This window comes from Rhizobium sp. R339, from assembly GCF_002211395.1.
GTDB lineage: Bacteria > Pseudomonadota > Alphaproteobacteria > Rhizobiales > Rhizobiaceae > Rhizobium.
In genome coordinates this window covers 388966-406288 of sequence record NZ_LOKV01000024.1, presented here as the reverse complement: position 1 = coordinate 406288, position 17323 = coordinate 388966, and the positions used below count along the sequence as shown (strand labels likewise).

13 protein-coding genes are annotated in these 17323 nt (G+C 60.3%); 1 reads left to right on the top strand and 12 read right to left on the bottom strand.

Annotation, left to right across the window (positions count from 1 at the left end):
- Positions 1-2 precede the first annotated feature (2 nt).
- From rpsS to rpsL, 10 genes are all read right to left on the bottom strand, one after another.
- Entirely contained in the window at positions 3-281 is a 279-nt protein-coding gene (gene rpsS / locus ATY76_RS24810) for a 30S ribosomal protein S19 (protein ID WP_003573797.1), read from the bottom strand.
- Between the two features lie 15 nt (positions 282-296).
- Positions 297-1133 carry a 50S ribosomal protein L2 gene (gene rplB / locus ATY76_RS24805; RefSeq protein ID WP_088677322.1) on the bottom strand — a complete coding sequence of 279 codons (837 nt, stop codon included), beginning with the start codon at positions 1131-1133 and terminating at the stop codon, positions 297-299.
- A gap of 11 nt (positions 1134-1144) precedes the next feature.
- The gene (locus tag ATY76_RS24800; protein ID WP_003547550.1) at positions 1145-1438 is read right to left on the bottom strand and encodes a 50S ribosomal protein L23; all 294 of its coding nucleotides are present in this window, start codon (positions 1436-1438) and stop codon (positions 1145-1147) included.
- Complete coding sequence (gene rplD, locus ATY76_RS24795) at positions 1435-2055, bottom strand: 50S ribosomal protein L4 (protein WP_088677321.1); 621 nt, start codon at positions 2053-2055, stop codon at positions 1435-1437. The genes ATY76_RS24800 and rplD overlap by 4 nt, the downstream gene beginning before the upstream one ends.
- A 13-nt stretch (positions 2056-2068) precedes the next feature.
- Positions 2069-2710, bottom strand: a complete 642-nt coding sequence (gene rplC / locus ATY76_RS24790) for a 50S ribosomal protein L3 (RefSeq protein ID WP_016734008.1) — start codon at positions 2708-2710, stop codon at positions 2069-2071.
- A 33-nt stretch (positions 2711-2743) separates the two neighbouring features.
- On the bottom strand, positions 2744-3052 hold the full coding sequence (rpsJ, locus tag ATY76_RS24785) for a 30S ribosomal protein S10 (protein ID WP_003547547.1): 309 nt from the start codon (positions 3050-3052) through the stop codon (positions 2744-2746).
- A gap of 304 nt (positions 3053-3356) precedes the next feature.
- Positions 3357-4532, bottom strand: coding sequence for an elongation factor Tu (gene tuf, locus ATY76_RS24780; protein WP_088677281.1), 1176 nt, complete (start codon positions 4530-4532; stop codon positions 3357-3359).
- 68 nt (positions 4533-4600) lie between these two features.
- A complete protein-coding gene (gene fusA, locus ATY76_RS24775; protein ID WP_088677320.1) occupies positions 4601-6700 on the bottom strand; it encodes an elongation factor G in 2100 nt (699 codons plus the stop codon).
- Positions 6701-6729: 29 nt separating this feature from the next.
- Complete coding sequence (rpsG, locus tag ATY76_RS24770; RefSeq protein ID WP_004669085.1) at positions 6730-7200, bottom strand: 30S ribosomal protein S7; 471 nt, start codon at positions 7198-7200, stop codon at positions 6730-6732.
- Between the two features lie 78 nt (positions 7201-7278).
- Positions 7279-7650, bottom strand: a complete 372-nt coding sequence (gene rpsL / locus ATY76_RS24765) for a 30S ribosomal protein S12 (RefSeq protein WP_003547537.1) — start codon at positions 7648-7650, stop codon at positions 7279-7281.
- Positions 7651-8144: 494 nt separating this feature from the next.
- Here rpsL and ATY76_RS24760 point away from each other — a divergent pair, with 494 nt between their 5' ends.
- Entirely contained in the window at positions 8145-8438 is a 294-nt protein-coding gene (locus ATY76_RS24760) for a transcriptional regulator (protein ID WP_088677319.1), read from the top strand.
- Between the two features lie 130 nt (positions 8439-8568).
- Here ATY76_RS24760 and rpoC read toward each other — a convergent pair whose 3' ends face one another.
- Both rpoC and rpoB read right to left on the bottom strand, forming a co-directional pair.
- Complete coding sequence (gene rpoC / locus ATY76_RS24755) at positions 8569-12777, bottom strand: DNA-directed RNA polymerase subunit beta' (RefSeq protein ID WP_088677318.1); 4209 nt, start codon at positions 12775-12777, stop codon at positions 8569-8571.
- Between the two features lie 189 nt (positions 12778-12966).
- Positions 12967-17109, bottom strand: coding sequence for a DNA-directed RNA polymerase subunit beta (gene rpoB, locus ATY76_RS24750; RefSeq protein ID WP_088677317.1), 4143 nt, complete (start codon positions 17107-17109; stop codon positions 12967-12969).
- Positions 17110-17323: the final 214 nt, after the last annotated feature.

Here is a 17323-nt window from a genome sequence, read left to right as displayed (position 1 = left end):
TGTTACTTCCTCTTCGCCTTCTTGTCCGCGCCGTGACCGTAGTAGGTGCGGGTCGGAGAGAATTCACCGAATTTGTGGCCGACCATGTCTTCATTGACGCTGACCGGGATGTGCTTGCTGCCGTTGTAGACGCCGAAGGTAAGACCGACGAACTGCGGCAGGATCGTGGAGCGACGGCTCCAGATCTTGATCACTTCTGCACGTCCGCCTTCACGAACCTTCTCAGCCTTCTTGAGAAGATAGCCGTCAACGAACGGACCTTTCCATACTGAACGAGCCATTGGAGACTTCCTCTCTTACTTCTTACGCTGATGACGCGAGCGCATGATCATCTTGTCGGTCGACTTGTTCGACCGGGTGCGCTTGCCCTTGGTCGGCTTGCCCCACGGAGTCACCGGATGGCGACCACCGGAGGTGCGGCCTTCACCACCGCCGTGCGGATGGTCGACCGGGTTCATGACGACACCGCGGTTATGCGGACGCTTGCCGCGCCAAACGGTACGACCGGCCTTGCCGTCGTTGATGTTGGCGTGGTCAGGGTTGGAGACCGCGCCGATCGAAGCGAGGCAGACGCCGCTGACGAGGCGCTGTTCACCGGAGTTCAGGCGAAGGATCGCCATGCCCTGGTCACGGCCGACGAGCTGCGCGTAGGAACCGGCGGAGCGGGCGATCTGACCGCCCTTGCCCGGCTTCATTTCCACGTTGTGGATGATGGAGCCTACCGGGATGTACTGCAGCGGCATGGTGTTGCCAGGCTTGACGTCGACAGCCTTTTCCGAAGCGATGACCTTGTCGCCGGCAGCCAAACGCTGCGGAGCGATGATGTAGGCCTGCTCGCCATCGGCGTAGCTGACGAGCGCGATGAAAGCCGTGCGGTTCGGGTCGTATTCGATACGCTCAACCGTGCCTTCGACATCGAACTTGCGACGCTTGAAGTCGACCAGACGGTAGCTGCGCTTATGACCGCCGCCGATGAAGCGGGCAGTGATGCGGCCGAGGTTGTTACGACCGCCGCTCTTGCTCAGACCTTCCGTCAGCGCCTTGACCGGCTTGCCCTTGTAGAGCGAGGAGCGGTCCACGATGACCAGCTGACGCTGGCTCGGGGTCGTCGGATTGAATGTTTTCAATGCCATTTTCTTATTCCTCAGAGACCGGTGGAGACGTCGATCGTCTGGCCTTCAGCCAGCGTCACGACAGCCTTCTTCACGTCCTTCTGCTTGCCGACGAAACCGCGGAACCGCTTGGTCTTGCCCTTGCGCAGCAGAGTGTTGACGGCCGTGACCTTGACGCCGAACAGCGCCTCGACCGCAGCCTTGATTTCCGGCTTCGTCGCCTGCTTGGCGACATTGAAAACAACCTGGTTGTTCTCGGATACCAGCGTGGACTTTTCGGTGATCGCCGGGGAGACGATCACATCATAGTGGCGGAGATCGGTCACTTGAATCGCTCCTCTAGCGCTTCAACCGCAGCCTTGGAAAGCACGAGCTTGCCGCGGCGCACGATGTCGTAAACGTTGATGCCCTGGATCGGCAGAACATCGATATTCGGGATGTTCTGAGCTGCGAGCTTGAAGTTGCCGTCAAGCTCTGCGCCGCCGATGAAGAGGGCGTTGGTCAGGCCGAGCGTCTCGAAAGCAGACGCGAGAGCCTTGGTCTTGGCTTCGGCAGCAACAAGGTTGTCGATGACGATGACGTCATCAGCCTTGAGCTTGGCCGAAAGGGCGTGGCGAAGGCCAAGCGCGCGAACCTTCTTCGGAAGGTCGTGCTCGTGGCTGCGGACGACCGGGCCGTGAGCCTTGCCGCCGCCGCGGAACTGCGGAGCGCGAGCCGAATGGTGACGGGCGCGGCCCGTACCCTTCTGCTTGTACATCTTGGCGCCGGTGCGCGAAACTTCAGCGCGGCCCTTTGCCTTGTGCGTGCCCTGCTGCTTCTTGGCAAGCTGCCAGCGGATGACGCGGGCGAGAATGTCTTCGCGGGGCTCGAGGCCGAAAATTTCGTCCGAAAGGGAAACCTTCCCGGCGTCTTTTCCCTCGAGGGTCTTGACGTTCAATTCCATTGATCTGGCTCCCTTACTTCGCGGCCGACTTGACGGCGTCGCGCACGATGATCCAGGCACCCTTGGAACCGGGAACAGCACCCTTGATCAGGATCAGACCACGATCTTCGTCGGTCGAAACCACTTCCAGGTTCTGCGTCGTGACACGCGTCTGGCCCATGTGACCAGCCATCTTCTTGTTCTTGAAAACCTTGCCCGGGTCCTGGCGCGAGCCGGTCGAACCGTGCGAGCGGTGCGAAACCGACACACCGTGCGTGGCGCGCAGACCGCCAAAACCGTGGCGCTTCATGGCGCCGGCAAAACCCTTACCGATCGTCGTGCCCGTCACGTCGACGAGCTGACCGGCGGCAAAGTGACCTGCCTTGATCTCGGTGCCGATCTCGAGCAGATTGTCTTCCGAGACGCGGAATTCTGCGAGCTTGGCCTTCGGCTCAACGTTGGCGACAGCAAAGTTGCCGCGCATCGCCTTCGACGTGTTCTTCACCTTCGCCTGGCCTGCACCGAGCTGAACTGCGGTATAGCCATTCTTTTCGACAGTGCGCGTAGCAACGACCTGGCAGCCGTCCATACGCAGTACCGTTACCGGGACATGCTCGCCGGCGTCGTTGTAGACGCGGGTCATTCCCACCTTCTGTGCAATCACACCTGAACGCATCGGTTCAATCCTTCCAACTCAGCTCGAGCAAGCTCAGAGCTTGATCTCCACATCGACACCGGCGGCGAGATCGAGCTTCATCAGCGCGTCCACCGTCTGCGGGGTCGGGTCTACGATGTCGAGAAGGCGCTTATGCGTGCGCATCTCGAACTGTTCGCGGCTCTTCTTGTCGATGTGCGGGGACCGGTTGACCGTAAACTTCTCGATGCGGGTCGGAAGCGGAACGGGGCCCCGGACGCTTGCACCGGTGCGCTTCGCCGTCGACACGATCTCGCGCGTAGAAGCATCGAGAATCCGGTGATCGAACGCCTTCAGGCGAATGCGGATATTTTGGCCGTTCATTCGACGTTATCCTTGTGTTTGTTTCCCACATGTCTCTGGACAAGACACGGGTTGTTCTTTCTTCCTAAGGCGGACCACCGGTTTCAAAGATCGAGAGGGCGCCGAAACGGAACCCTATCCAGTCTTCAGGGCCTTCTAGCCCACCTTAATTGTTTGTTTAGTCACCGCTTCGTCATCCAAAGCAGTACGCAAATCGCGCTCGCGCGCCATTTGCTATATTTCTGTGTAATAAGCAAGCGGCTTCCGCCGCCTGCTTCATAATAATGTCATCGAATCGGCCACTCCGCCGGAGTGGCCGAAGGAATTACTCGACGATCGAAGCGACGATACCGGCGCCGACGGTGCGGCCGCCTTCGCGGATGGCGAAGCGCAGCTTTTCTTCCATCGCGATCGGAACGATCAGCTCGACGGCAACCGTGACGTTGTCGCCCGGCATGACCATCTCCGTGCCTTCCGGCAGCGTCACGATGCCCGTCACGTCGGTCGTGCGGAAGTAGAACTGCGGACGGTAGTTGGTGAAGAACGGCGTATGACGGCCGCCCTCTTCCTTCGTCAGGATGTAGGCTTCAGCCATGAACTTCTTGTGCGGCTTGACCGAACCCGGCTTGCACAGGATCTGACCACGCTCGACGCCGTCACGGTTCACACCGCGAACCAGTGCGCCGATGTTGTCGCCGGCCTGACCCTGGTCGAGCAGCTTGCGGAACATTTCAACGCCGGTCACCGTCGTCTTCGAGGTCGGACGGATGCCGACGATCTCGACTTCTTCGCCGACCTTGACGATGCCACGCTCGACGCGGCCGGTCACCACGGTGCCGCGGCCCGAGATCGAGAACACGTCTTCGATCGGCATCAGGAACGGCTGGTCAACCGGACGCTCAGGCGTCGGGATGTAGGAGTCGACAGCGGCCATCAGCTCGCGGATCGCGTCTTCGCCGATCTTCTTGTCGGAGTCTTCGAGAGCGGCAAGCGCCGAACCCTTGACGACCGGAATGTCGTCGCCCGGGAAGTCGTAGGACGACAGCAGTTCGCGAACTTCGAGCTCGACGAGTTCGAGAAGCTCGGCGTCGTCAACCTGGTCGACCTTGTTGAGGAACACGACGATCGCCGGAACGCCGACCTGGCGGGCCAGCAGGATGTGCTCGCGCGTCTGCGGCATCGGGCCGTCGGCAGCCGAGCAAACCAGGATCGCGCCGTCCATCTGGGCAGCACCGGTGATCATGTTCTTCACGTAGTCGGCATGGCCGGGGCAGTCGACGTGCGCATAGTGACGGTTCGGCGTCTCATACTCAACGTGCGCCGTCGAGATCGTGATGCCGCGCGCCTTCTCTTCCGGAGCCGCGTCGATCTGGTCGTACGCCTTGAACTCACCGAAGTACTTCGTGATCGCTGCCGTCAGAGACGTCTTGCCGTGGTCAACGTGGCCGATCGTGCCAATGTTGACGTGCGGCTTGTTGCGCTCAAACTTACTCTTTGCCATTTTCGGCTCTCCGTTTTGCTAGTCCCCGAGGGGAGCTAATTCTTGTTATCGGTCAATTGGTATTCCGGTCACTTCTGACCGGAATACTTTGCCTGGATTTCGGTTGCGACGTTCGACGGGACCGGCGAGTAGTGATCGAAGGTCATCGTGTACTGAGCACGGCCCTGCGACATGGAGCGCAGGTTATCGACGTACTTGAACATGTTGGCCAGCGGGACGTTGGCGTTGATGACAACGGCCACACCGCGGCTTTCCTGACCCTGGATCTGACCACGGCGGGAGTTGAGGTCGCCGATAACATCGCCGACATAATCTTCCGGGGTAACGACTTCGACCTTCATCATCGGCTCGAGGAGCTGAGCACCGGCCTTCTTCGCAGCTTCACGGAAGCAAGCGCGGGAAGCGATTTCGAACGCCAGAACCGAGGAGTCAACGTCATGGAAGGCGCCGTCGATGAGGGTCGCCTTAACGCCCAGCATCGGGAAGCCAGCCAGCGGGCCGGAAGACAGAACGCTCTCGATTCCCTTCTGAACGCCCGGGATGTATTCCTTCGGAACAGCACCACCGACGATCTTGGATTCGAACTTGAAGTCATCGCCTTCAGGGTTCGGTTCGAAGACGATCTTGACGCGCGCGAACTGGCCGGTACCGCCGGACTGCTTCTTGTGCGTGTAGTCTTCTTCGTGCTGGCGCGTGATGGTTTCGCGGTAAGCAACCTGCGGCGCGCCGACGTTTGCTTCAACCTTGAACTCGCGGCGCATGCGGTCGACGATGATGTCGAGGTGCAGTTCGCCCATGCCGGCAATGATCGTCTGACCGGATTCCTGGTCCGTCTTCACGCGGAAGGACGGATCTTCTGCTGCCAGGCGGTTGAGCGCGAGGCCCATCTTTTCCTGGTCGCCCTTGGACTTCGGCTCGATAGCGATCTGGATGACCGGCTCCGGGAACTCCATACGCTCGAGAATAACCGGCTTCAGCGGGTCGCAGAGCGTATCGCCGGTGGTGGTTTCCTTGAGACCTGCGAGAGCAACGATGTCGCCTGCAAAGGCTTCTTCGATGTCTTCACGCGAGTTGGAGTGCATCTGCAGCATGCGGCCGACGCGCTCGCGCTTGTCCTTGACCGTGTTCAGAACCGAAGAGCCCTTTTCGAGCTTGCCGGAGTAGATGCGTGCGAAGGTGAGCGAACCGACGAAGGGGTCGTTCATGATCTTGAACGCCAGCATCGAAAGCGGCTCGGCGTCGTCTGCGTGACGCTCGATGTCGGCTTCGGTCTTGAAGTCGATGCCCTTGATCGCCGGAATGTCGAGCGGCGACGGCAGGTAATCGACAACGGCGTCGAGCAGCGGCTGAACGCCCTTGTTCTTGAAAGCGGTGCCGCAGAACATCGGATGGAACTTGACGTCGATCGTGCCGCGACGAACGAGTTCGCGGATCTTGTCGTTGTCGGGCATGTTGCCTTCGAGGTAGGCTTCCATCGCGGCTTCGTCGATCTCGACGACCGTCTCGATCAGCTTTTCGCGATATTCTTCCGCCTTGGCCTTCATGTCTTCCGGGATCTCGACGACGTCCCACTGGGCGCCGAGAGATTCGTCGCGCCAGATGAGAGCGTTCATCTCGACGAGGTCGATAACGCCCTTGAAATCGCTTTCAGCGCCGATCGGCAGCTGCATGACGACAGCGATCGCACCCAGACGGGTCTTGATCATCTCGACCGAACGGTAGAAGTCCGCACCGGTCTTGTCCATCTTGTTGCAGAAGATCATACGCGGAACGTTGTACTTCTCAGCCTGACGCCAGACGGTTTCCGTCTGCGGCTCTACGCCGGCGTTGGCATCGAGAAGAGCAATCGCACCGTCGAGAACGCGCAGCGAACGCTCGACTTCGATGGTGAAGTCGACGTGGCCGGGGGTGTCGATGATGTTGAAACGGCGCATCTTGCCGTCACGGCCCTTCCAGAAGGTCGTGGTGGCAGCAGACGTGATCGTGATGCCACGCTCCTGCTCCTGCTCCATCCAGTCCATGGTGGCTGCACCGTCGTGGACTTCGCCGATCTTGTGCGACTTGCCGGTGTAGTAAAGGATACGCTCGGTGGTCGTGGTCTTGCCGGCGTCGATGTGCGCCATGATACCGAAATTGCGGTAGTCTTCGATCTTATATTCGCGAGCCATTGTGGACTGCCTTTCGATACCGTTCGGAATTACCAGCGATAGTGCGAGAACGCGCGGTTGGCATCAGCCATCTTGTGCGTGTCTTCGCGCTTCTTGACGGCAGAGCCGCGGTTGTTGGACGCATCGAGCAGTTCGCCGGACAGGCGGTCGATCATGGTGGTTTCGTTGCGCTTGCGGGCAGCGGCAATCAGCCAGCGAATGGCGAGAGCCTGGCGGCGCTCCGGACGAACATCGACCGGAACCTGGTAGGTCGCACCACCGACACGGCGCGAGCGGACTTCAACGTGCGGGGCAATGTTGTCGAGCGCAGAATGGAAAACCGATAGCGGCTCCTGCTTGGACTTACCCTGAACGGCGTCGAACGCACCATAGACGATGTTTTCAGCAACGGACTTCTTGCCATCGAGCATGATGGCATTCATGAACTTGGTGACCACGAGATCGCCGAACTTCGGATCCGGATTAATCTCGCGCTTTTCTGCTTTATGACGTCTGGACATACTTTTCGTCTCTTCAACCGTTAAGGCGCTTCATCACGCGGAGGACCTCGCGCAGCGCCGAATTATTCGAAACCCGAATTACTTCGGACGCTTCGCGCCATACTTGGAGCGGCGCTGCTTGCGGTTCTTGACACCCTGGGTATCGAGAACGCCGCGGATGATGTGGTAGCGGACACCCGGAAGGTCCTTGACGCGGCCGCCGCGGATCATGACGACCGAGTGTTCCTGAAGGTTGTGACCTTCGCCGGGGATGTAACCAATGACTTCGAAGCCGTTGGTCAGGCGGATCTTTGCGACCTTACGCAGAGCCGAGTTCGGCTTCTTCGGCGTGGTCGTGTAGACGCGCGTGCAAACGCCGCGCTTCTGCGGGTTCTCCTGGAGAGCGGGAACCTTATTACGCTTTACGTTCGCCTGGCGAGGCTTGCGGATCAGCTGGTTTACGGTAGGCATTCAACCATCCCTTACGTTTATCTCAGTACCCTTGCGGGCTTGAACTCGCCGTCTCCGGCAATGACGCATGCTTTCCGTCCAATGCGCAAAATATGGCCCGATCCGCTTCCGCAGATGGACCACAAGGAGCAGAGGACGCATAAAATGATGCGTCATGCGTGCAGCATCATGACTTCAACGTGCGTTTAGAACCTTGTTTGAGGTGAACTTCAGAGCGCGTCGCTCCGAACAGCCAAGCCTCACATGGGATCTGATGGCCGGGGTACTACTGGTTTCCACCCCTCTCGTCAAGGCCGGTTAAGAAATAAACTTGGCCGCATCACCTTGATATGCGGGCAGAACGCCCTGTTTTCACTCTTCTAGACGCATTCAGGAGCGTGCGCCAAGATAAAACCTTGGGCCTTGCAGCAAAAGCGGTTAAGGAATCAGCAATTGCGGCGTTAGGTCCTCTCAGCGGATTCGACAAAGCGAATCTCAGAACCGAAGGACAGGCGATGATCACGACACCTGACAACGACAATAATTTCGACGGGCCGATGATCTTCATCATCATCGGCAAAGGCTATGAGTCCGATTCCAGCGATGGCATCGATCTGCACATCCTGCTGAAGGCGCCCGATGACGACACGGCCGTGCGCGAAGCTCTGAACGCCCTTGCCGAAGAAGGCTTCATCGAGGCCGATCTCGACCAGATCGGCATGCTGACCGAAATTCCGGCCGAAGAGCCGCACGCCTCGGCCTATCAGGGCGCCGTCGACGGCGAGGTCGCGATCATCCGGTTCAACTGAGAGACGCTCGGCGAAACCAGCCGCAGGCAGGAAACGCCTCCCTCCCCCAAGATCAATCAGAGAACAGCAGAAACGAAAACCGCCCGGATCGCTCCGGGCGGTTTTTCAATTCGCGGACCTCAGCTGCGGATTATTCCGCAGCCGGAGCGTTTTCGGCCATGTCCTGCAGCATCGGCGTGGCAACCGCTGCCCCGGTGCCCTTGCGGCGCTCTTCCAGGATCAGCTCGTCGCGCGAAGTGGCGATGCGGCGGATCTGGGTCATGGTGCCGCCGGTGCCGGCCGGGATGAGGCGGCCGACGATGACGTTTTCCTTCAGACCCTGCAGGCCATCGGTCTTACCGGCAATCGCGGCTTCCGTCAGCACCTTGGTCGTTTCCTGGAAGGACGCGGCCGAGATGAAGGACGGGGTCTGCAGCGACGCCTTGGTGATGCCGAGCAGAACCGGATCGCCGTGGGCAGGCTTCTTGCCCTGTTCGATCAGGTGGTCGTTGACGTCCTCGAGCTCGATCCGGTCGACATTGTCGCCGACGATGTAGGTCGAGTCGCCGGCGTCGGTGATTTCCACCTTCTGCAGCATCTGACGGACGATCACTTCGATGTGCTTGTCGTTGATGACGACGCCCTGCAGACGATAGACTTCCTGGATTTCGTTGACGAGGTAGGAAGCCAGAGCCTCCACGCCCTTGATCGCCAGGATGTCGTGCGGAGCCGGGTTACCGTCGAGGATGTAATCACCCTTTTCGATATAGTCGCCGTCCTGAAGATGGAAGGGCTTGCCCTTCGGGATCAGGTATTCGACAGGCTCGACACCGTCTTCCGCCGGCTCGATGATGACGCGACGCTTGTTCTTGTAGTCGCGGCCGAGGCGGATCGTACCATCGATCTCAGCGATGATGGCGTGATCCTTCGGACGGCGGGCCTCGAACAGTTCGGCAACGCGCGGCAGACCGCCGGTGATGTCCTTGGTCTTGGCGCTTTCGAGCGGCGAACGAGCGAGAACGTCACCCTGGGAGACCTTCGTACCCGGCTCGACCGACAGAATGGCATCGACCGAGAGCAGGAAGCGGGCGTCACCGCCACGCGACAGCTTGGCGACATTGCCGCTGGCGTCCTTGATGACGATCGCCGGCTTGAGGTCCGAACCACGCGGGGTCGAACGCCAGTCGATGACCTGACGCTTGGTGATGCCGGTCGATTCGTCGGTCGCTTCGAGAACGGAGAGACCGTCGACGAGGTCCTCGAACTGAACGGTACCGGCCACTTCCGTCATCATCGGACGGGTGTAAGGATCCCACTCCGCCAGACGCTGACCGCGCTTGACCTTGTCGCCTTCGTCGACGTGCAGTTTCGAACCGTAGGCGACGCGCTGCGAGGAGCGCTCCACGCCACGCTCGTCCAGGATCTGGACGGTCATGTTGCGGCCCATGGCAACGAGGCTGCCTTCGGAGTTGCGCAGCAAGTTGCGGTTCTTGATCTGCACCGTACCTTCGTACGAAGCTTCCAGGAACGACTGGTCGACCACGGTTGCCGTACCGCCAAGGTGGAAAGTACGCATGGTGAGCTGGGTTCCCGGCTCGCCGATCGACTGAGCGGCGATGACGCCGACGGCTTCGCCCATGTTGACAGGCGTACCGCGCGCGAGGTCGCGGCCGTAGCAGACAGAGCAGACACCCGTCTGGATTTCGCAGGTCAGCGCCGAGCGGATGCGGATCGACTGGATACCGGCCTTCTCGATCTCGATGACATCAGGCTCGAGGATCATCTTGCCGGCATCGACGATACGCTCGCCGGTGACCGGATGATCGATGTCGTCGAGCGCCGTGCGGCCGAGGATGCGGGCGCCGAGCGAGGCGACGACCTGGCCGGCATCGACGATCGCCGTCATCGTCAGACCGGTTTCGGTTCCGCAATCGACATGCGTGACGATGCAATCCTGCGCGACGTCGACGAGACGGCGGGTCAGGTAACCGGAGTTGGCGGTCTTCAGAGCCGTATCTGCCAGGCCCTTACGGGCACCGTGCGTCGAGTTGAAGTACTCGTTGACGGTCAGACCTTCCTTGAAGTTCGAGATGATCGGCGTCTCGATGATTTCACCCGACGGCTTGGCCATGAGGCCGCGCATGCCGCCCAGCTGGCGCATCTGGTTCGGAGAACCGCGGGCGCCGGAGTGGCTCATCATGTAGATCGAGTTCATCGGCTTCTGACGGCCGGTGTTCTCGTCGAATTCGACCGCCTTAATGCGGGCCATCATCTCTTCGGCGACCTTTTCGGTCGCCTTGCCCCAGGCGTCGACAACCTTGTTGTACTTCTCGCCCTGGGTGATGAGGCCGTCATTGTACTGCTGCTCGTATTCCTTCACCAGGTTTTCGGTGTCGGCAACGATCTTCGCCTTGGTGGCCGGAATGACCATGTCGTCCTTGCCGAACGAAATGCCGGCGCGGCAGGCATGGGCGAAGCCGAGCTGCATGATGCGGTCGCAGAAGATGACCGTGTCCTTCTGGCCGCAATGGCGGTAGACCGTGTCGATCATCTTGGAGATGTTCTTCTTGGTCATTTCCTGGTTGCAGATATCGAAGGGCACCTTGCCGTTCTTCGGCAGGAGTTCGCCGATGAGCAGACGGCCAGGCGTCGTCTCATAGATCTTCGAGTAGGGCTTGCCGTCCTCGCCGATCGACTTGAAGCGGCCGCGGATCTTGGTGTGCAGCGTCACGACCTTGTTTTCAAGCGCGTGATGCAGCTCGCCGAGATCGGAGAAGGCCATGCCTTCACCCGGCTCGTTCTGGTTGAGGATCGACAGGTAATAGAGGCCGAGAACCATGTCCTGCGAGGGAACGATGATCGGCGCGCCGTTGGCCGGATGCAGGATGTTGTTGGTCGACATCATCAGCACGCGGGCTTCGAGCTGGGCTTCGAGCGACAGCGGCACGTGAACGGCCATCTGGTCACCGTCGAAGTCGGCGTTGAAGGCTGTGCAGACGAGCGGATGCAGCTGGATCGCCTTGCCTTCGACCAGGGTGGGTTCGAAGGCCTGGATGCCCAGGCGGTGCAGCGTCGGTGCGCGGTTCAGGAGAACCGGATGCTCGCGGATGACCTCGTCGAGGATATCCCAGACCTCAGGCTTTTCCTTTTCGACCAGCTTCTTGGCCTGCTTGACGGTCGAGGAATAACCCTTGGCGTCGAGGCGGGCGTAGATGAACGGCTTGAAGAGCTCGAGCGCCATCTTCTTCGGCAGGCCGCACTGGTGCAGCTTCAGTTCCGGACCGGTGACGATGACCGAACGGCCGGAATAGTCGACGCGCTTGCCGAGCAGGTTCTGGCGGAAGCGGCCCTGCTTGCCCTTCAGCATATCGGACAGCGACTTCAGCGGACGCTTGTTGGCGCCGGTGATGACGCGGCCGCGGCGGCCGTTGTCGAACAGCGCATCGACAGATTCCTGCAGCATGCGCTTTTCGTTGCGGATGATGATGCCGGGAGCGCGCAGTTCGATGAGGCGCTTCAGACGGTTGTTACGGTTGATGACGCGGCGGTACAGATCGTTCAGATCCGAGGTCGCGAAACGGCCGCCGTCGAGTGGAACCAGCGGGCGCAGATCCGGCGGGATGACCGGAACGACCTTCATGATCATCCATTCCGGGCGGTTGCCTGATTCCATGAAGTTCTCGACGATCTTCAGGCGCTTCATCAGCTTCTTCTGCTTGAGATCCGACGTCGTGTCGGCAAGCTCGGAGCGCAAGTCGCCAGCGATCTTTTCGAGGTTCATCGATGCGAGCATCTCGTAGATGGCTTCTGCACCGATCATCGCCGTGAACTGGTCTTCACCATATTCGTCGACGGCGAGCATGTACTCTTCTTCCGAGAGGAGCTGATGCTCCTTGAGCGCGGTCAGGCCCGGCTCGGTGACGATGTAGTTTTCGAAGTAGAGAACGCGCTCGACATCCTTCAGCGTCATGTCGAGCAGCGTGGAGATACGGCTCGGCAGCGACTTCAGGAACCAGATATGAGCAACCGGCGCGGCGAGCTCGATATGGCCCATGCGCTCACGGCGAACGCGCGACAGCGTGACTTCGACGCCGCACTTTTCGCAGATGATGCCCTTGTACTTCATGCGCTTGTACTTGCCGCACAGGCACTCGTAGTCCTTGATCGGCCCGAAGATGCGCGCGCAGAACAGACCGTCACGCTCTGGCTTGAACGTGCGGTAGTTGATGGTTTCCGGCTTCTTGATCTCACCGTAGGACCAGGAGAGGATCTTCTCCGGAGACGCGATCGAAATCCGAATGGAATCGAAATTCTGTGCAGGCACCTGCGGATTGAAAAGATTCATGACCTCTTGGTTCATGCCTGTCTCCTTCATGGGCGAAAGCGCCCTTAGCTTGCGAGGTTGGCGGCAAATCCCGGGAGCCGCGCCATCGCATAAAACGACGATAACCGCAGAATGCGGCAAAAGCGTCCCTGCCCGGCCGACACGTTACGGGGCCTTGGCGGGAACGGTGTGCGCCCTTTTAAGAGCGCACACCCTATCAAGTGGTTACTCGGCAGCGTCCGGCAGCTGGCTTGCAGCCTGCAGGTCGTCAACCTTGGAGTTCTCCAGCTCGACCGAAAGACCCAGCGAGCGCATTTCCTTGACGAGAACGTTGAAGCTTTCCGGAATGCCGGCCTCGAAGGTGTCGTCGCCACGGACGATCGCCTCGTAGACCTTGGTGCGGCCGGCGACATCGTCCGACTTCACCGTCAGCATTTCCTGCAGCGTATAGGCTGCGCCGTAAGCTTCGAGCGCCCAGACTTCCATTTCGCCGAAGCGCTGACCGCCGAACTGCGCCTTACCACCTAGCGGCTGCTGGGTCACGAGCGAGTAAGGACCGATCGAGCGGGCATGGATCTTGTCGTCGACCAGGTGGTTGAGCTTCAGCATGTAGATGTAGCCCACGGTCACCTGGCGGTCGAACTGCTCGCCGGTACGGCCGTCATAGAGCGTCGACTGACCGGTATCCTTCAGACCTGCCAGACGCAGCATGTCGTTGACATCGCCTTCGTTTGCGCCGTCGAAAACAGGCGTTGCAATCGAAACGCCGCGCTTCCACTGATCGGCGAGACGCAGAACCGAGTCATCGTCGAAATCCTGGACCTGTTCGGCCTTCGGACCGTCCCCGACGACATCGCCGATGGTCTTACGCAGCGGCTCGATGTTGCCGTTCGCCTTGTAGGCCTCGATCAATTCGCCGATCTGGCGACCCATGCCGGCGCAAGCCCAGCCCAGGTGCGTTTCCAGGATCTGGCCGACGTTCATGCGCGAAGGCACGCCGAGCGGATTCAGAACGACGTCGACATGCGTGCCGTCTTCGAGGAACGGCATATCCTCGACAGGCACAATGCGCGAGACCACGCCCTTGTTCCCGTGGCGGCCGGCCATCTTGTCGCCCGGCTGGATCTTGCGCTTCACAGCGACGAAGACCTTGACCATCTTCATGACGCCAGGAGGCATTTCATCGCCGCGCTGGACCTTCTCGACCTTGTCCATGAAGCGCTGCTCAAGGCGCGACTTGGATTCGTCGTACTGGCCGCGAAGCGCTTCCAGCTCGCTCTGAACCTTCTCGTCCTCGACGGCGAACATCCACCACTGCGAGCGGGGATATTCGGAGACGACGGCGTTCGAAAGCTCGGTGCCCTTCTTGAAGCCCTTCGGACCGGCAATGGAGACCTGGCCGCGCAGCATGTCGATCAGACGGCCGTAGACGTTACGGTCGAGGATGGCCTGCTCGTCGTCGCGGTCCTTGGCAAGGCGCTCGATCTCTTCGCGCTCGATCGCCATCGCGCGCTCGTCCTTCTCAACGCCGTGGCGGTTGAAGACGCGAACTTCGACGATCGTGCCGTAGGTGCCGGGCGGCATGCGCATGGAGGTATCGCGCACGTCGGAGGCCTTTTCGCCGAAGATGGCGCGCAGAAGCTTTTCTTCCGGCGTCATCGGGCTTTCGCCCTTCGGCGTGATCTTGCCGACGAGGATATCGCCCGGCTGAACTTCGGCGCCGATATAGACGATGCCGGCTTCGTCGAGGTTCTTCAGCGCTTCTTCCGAAACGTTCGGAATGTCGCGGGTGATTTCCTCAGGGCCAAGCTTGGTGTCACGCGCCATCACTTCGAATTCTTCGATGTGGATGGAGGTGAACACGTCGTCGGCAACGATGCGCTCGGAGAGCAGGATCGAGTCTTCGTAGTTGTAGCCGTTCCAGGGCATGAACGCGACGAGCGCGTTGCGGCCGAGCGCCAGGTCGCCGAGATCGGTCGACGGGCCGTCGGCGAGGATGTCGCCGCGGTTGACGACGTCACCGACGGTGACCAGCGGACGCTGGTTGACGCAGGTGTTCTGGTTCGAACGCTGGAACTTCTGCAGGCGGTAGATATCGACGCCTGATTTGCCGGCTTCGAGGTCTTCCGTGGCGCGGATAACGATACGAGTCGCGTCGACCTGGTCGACCACGCCGCCGCGGCGAGCGCCGATGGCGGCACCGGAGTCACGGGCGACGACCGGCTCCATGCCGGTGCCGACGAACGGAGCTTCGGCACGCAGCAGAGGCACGGCCTGACGCTGCATGTTCGAGCCCATGAGCGCGCGGTTGGCGTCGTCGTTTTCCAGAAACGGGATGAGCGCGGCTGCGACCGAAACGACCTGCTTCGGCGAAACGTCCATCAGGTTCATGCTGTCGCGAGGCGCCAGCATAACTTCGCCGGCATGGCGGCAGACGACGAATTCGTCAACGAAAGAACCGTCGGGGTTCATCTCGGCGTTGGCCTGAGCGACGTAATACTTCGCCTCTTCCATGGCGGAGAGGTAGAGCACGTCGTTCGTCACTTTGCCGTCCACGATGCGGCGATACGGGCTTTCGATGAAGCCGTACTTGTTGACGCGGGCAAAGGTCGCAAGCGAGTTGATGAGACCGATGTTCGGGCCTTCCGGCGTTTCGATCGGGCAGATGCGGCCGTAATGGGTCGGATGCACGTCGCGGACTTCGAAGCCGGCGCGCTCGCGAGTCAGACCGCCCGGGCCAAGAGCCGAAAGACGGCGCTTGTGGGTGATTTCCGAGAGCGGGTTGACCTGGTCCATGAACTGCGAGAGCTGCGAGGAGCCGAAGAACTCGCGCACGGCGGCAGCAGCCGGCTTGGCGTTGATCAGATCCTGCGGCATGACCGTATCGATCTCGATCGAGGACATGCGCTCCTTGATCGCGCGCTCCATGCGGAGCAGACCGAGACGGTACTGGTTCTCCATCAGCTCGCCGACCGAGCGAACGCGGCGGTTGCCGAGGTTGTCGATGTCGTCGATCTCGCCCTTGCCGTCGCGCAGTTCGACCAGCATCTTGACCACGGCCAGGATGTCGTCCTTGCGCAGGATGCGGACGGTGTCTTCGACGGTGAGGTCGAGGCGCATGTTCATCTTGACGCGGCCGACGGCGGAGAGGTCGTAACGCTCCGCATCGAAGAACAGCGAGTTGAACATGGCTTCGGCCGATTCCATGGTCGGCGGTTCGCCCGGACGCATGACGCGGTAGATATCGAACAGAGCGTCCTGACGGTTCTCGTTCTTGTCTGCCGAAAGCGTGTTGCGGATATAGGCGCCGACATTGATGTGGTCGATGCCGAGAACCGGGATTTCGTCGAAACCGTTCGACAGGATGATGCCAAGCGTCTTCTCATCGATCTCGTCGCCGGCTTCGAGATAGATCTCACCCGTCGAATAATTGACGATGTCTTCGGCGAGGTAATTGCCGTAGAGGTCGTCATCGCCGGCCTTCAGCGCCTTCAGGCCCTTGTCGGACAGCTGGCGCAGCAGGCGCGGGGTCAGCTTCTTGCCGGCTTCCACGACGACTTCGCCGGTATCGGCATCGACCATCTCGGTGATTGCCTTGGCGCCCTTCAGCGTTTCCGGCTTGAAGGGAATGCGCCAGCCTTCGCCGTCGCGCTTGTAGAGCGACTTCGTGTAGAAGGTGTCGAGGATTTCCTCGCCGTCCATGCCGAGCGCCATCAGCAGCGACGTCACCGGAATCTTGCGGCGGCGGTCGATACGGGCGTAGACGATGTCCTTGGCGTCGAATTCGATATCGAGCCAGGAGCCGCGATAGGGAATGACGCGCGCAGCAAAGAGCAGCTTACCGGAAGAATGGCTCTTGCCCTTGTCATGGTCGAAGAAGACGCCCGGCGAACGGTGCATCTGCGAGACGATGACGCGCTCGGTGCCGTTGACGATGAACGTGCCGTTGTTGGTCATGAGCGGCATGTCGCCCATGTAGACGGACTGTTCCTTGATGTCCTTGATGGACTTCGCGCCCGTATCCTCATCGATATCGAACACGATGAGGCGCAGCGTCACCTTCAGCGGCGCGGCATAGGTCAGGTCGCGCTGGCGGCATTCGTCAACGTCGAATTTCGGCGGCTCGAACTCATAGGATACGAATTCCAGCATCGAAGCGCCGGAGAAATCGGTGATCGGGAAAACCGACTTGAAGACTGCCTGAAGACCCTCGTCGGGCCGGCCGCCCTTCGGCTCTTCAACCATCAGAAACTGGTCGTAGGACGCCTTCTGAACCTCGATGAGGTTCGGCATTTCCGCGACTTCGGGGATCTTACCAAAAAACTTGCGTACGCGCCTGCGACCGTTGAACGAAAGGGTCTGAGCCATCGTCGCTCCTTCAAAATCTTGCACCCGGGCCTGCAACGGACGGGAACCGATGGCCAGTCGACCCCGTCAATCAATGGGTAGTTCAATCTCGTCCGACTCCCGAAAACGCTCAGCTCGGATTGCTGTGCTGCCCTCGGTGCGAGACTATCCTTTTGAAGAACCCATTACCCAAAAGCCGTTTTGACGCGGCTTTTGGGTAATTCGTTCAGAAAAA

What these genes read in the sequence shown, in the direction of transcription:
- ATY76_RS24760 (WP_088677319.1), top strand. Translation starts at nt 8,145, where the DNA reads ATGATCACGACACCTGACAACGACAATAATTTCGACGGGCCGATGATC.
- rpsS (WP_003573797.1), bottom strand. Translation starts at nt 281, where the DNA reads ATGGCTCGTTCAGTATGGAAAGGTCCGTTCGTTGACGGCTATCTTCTC.
- rpsJ (WP_003547547.1), bottom strand. Translation starts at nt 3,052, where the DNA reads ATGAACGGCCAAAATATCCGCATTCGCCTGAAGGCGTTCGATCACCGG.
- rpsG (WP_004669085.1), bottom strand. Translation starts at nt 7,200, where the DNA reads ATGTCCAGACGTCATAAAGCAGAAAAGCGCGAGATTAATCCGGATCCG.
- fusA (WP_088677320.1), bottom strand. Translation starts at nt 6,700, where the DNA reads ATGGCTCGCGAATATAAGATCGAAGACTACCGCAATTTCGGTATCATG.
- rplB (WP_088677322.1), bottom strand. Translation starts at nt 1,133, where the DNA reads ATGGCATTGAAAACATTCAATCCGACGACCCCGAGCCAGCGTCAGCTG.
- rpsL (WP_003547537.1), bottom strand. Translation starts at nt 7,650, where the DNA reads ATGCCTACCGTAAACCAGCTGATCCGCAAGCCTCGCCAGGCGAACGTA.
- tuf (WP_088677281.1), bottom strand. Translation starts at nt 4,532, where the DNA reads ATGGCAAAGAGTAAGTTTGAGCGCAACAAGCCGCACGTCAACATTGGC.
- rplC (WP_016734008.1), bottom strand. Translation starts at nt 2,710, where the DNA reads ATGCGTTCAGGTGTGATTGCACAGAAGGTGGGAATGACCCGCGTCTAC.
- rplD (WP_088677321.1), bottom strand. Translation starts at nt 2,055, where the DNA reads ATGGAATTGAACGTCAAGACCCTCGAGGGAAAAGACGCCGGGAAGGTT.
- rpoC (WP_088677318.1), bottom strand. Translation starts at nt 12,777, where the DNA reads ATGAACCAAGAGGTCATGAATCTTTTCAATCCGCAGGTGCCTGCACAG.
- rpoB (WP_088677317.1), bottom strand. Translation starts at nt 17,109, where the DNA reads ATGGCTCAGACCCTTTCGTTCAACGGTCGCAGGCGCGTACGCAAGTTT.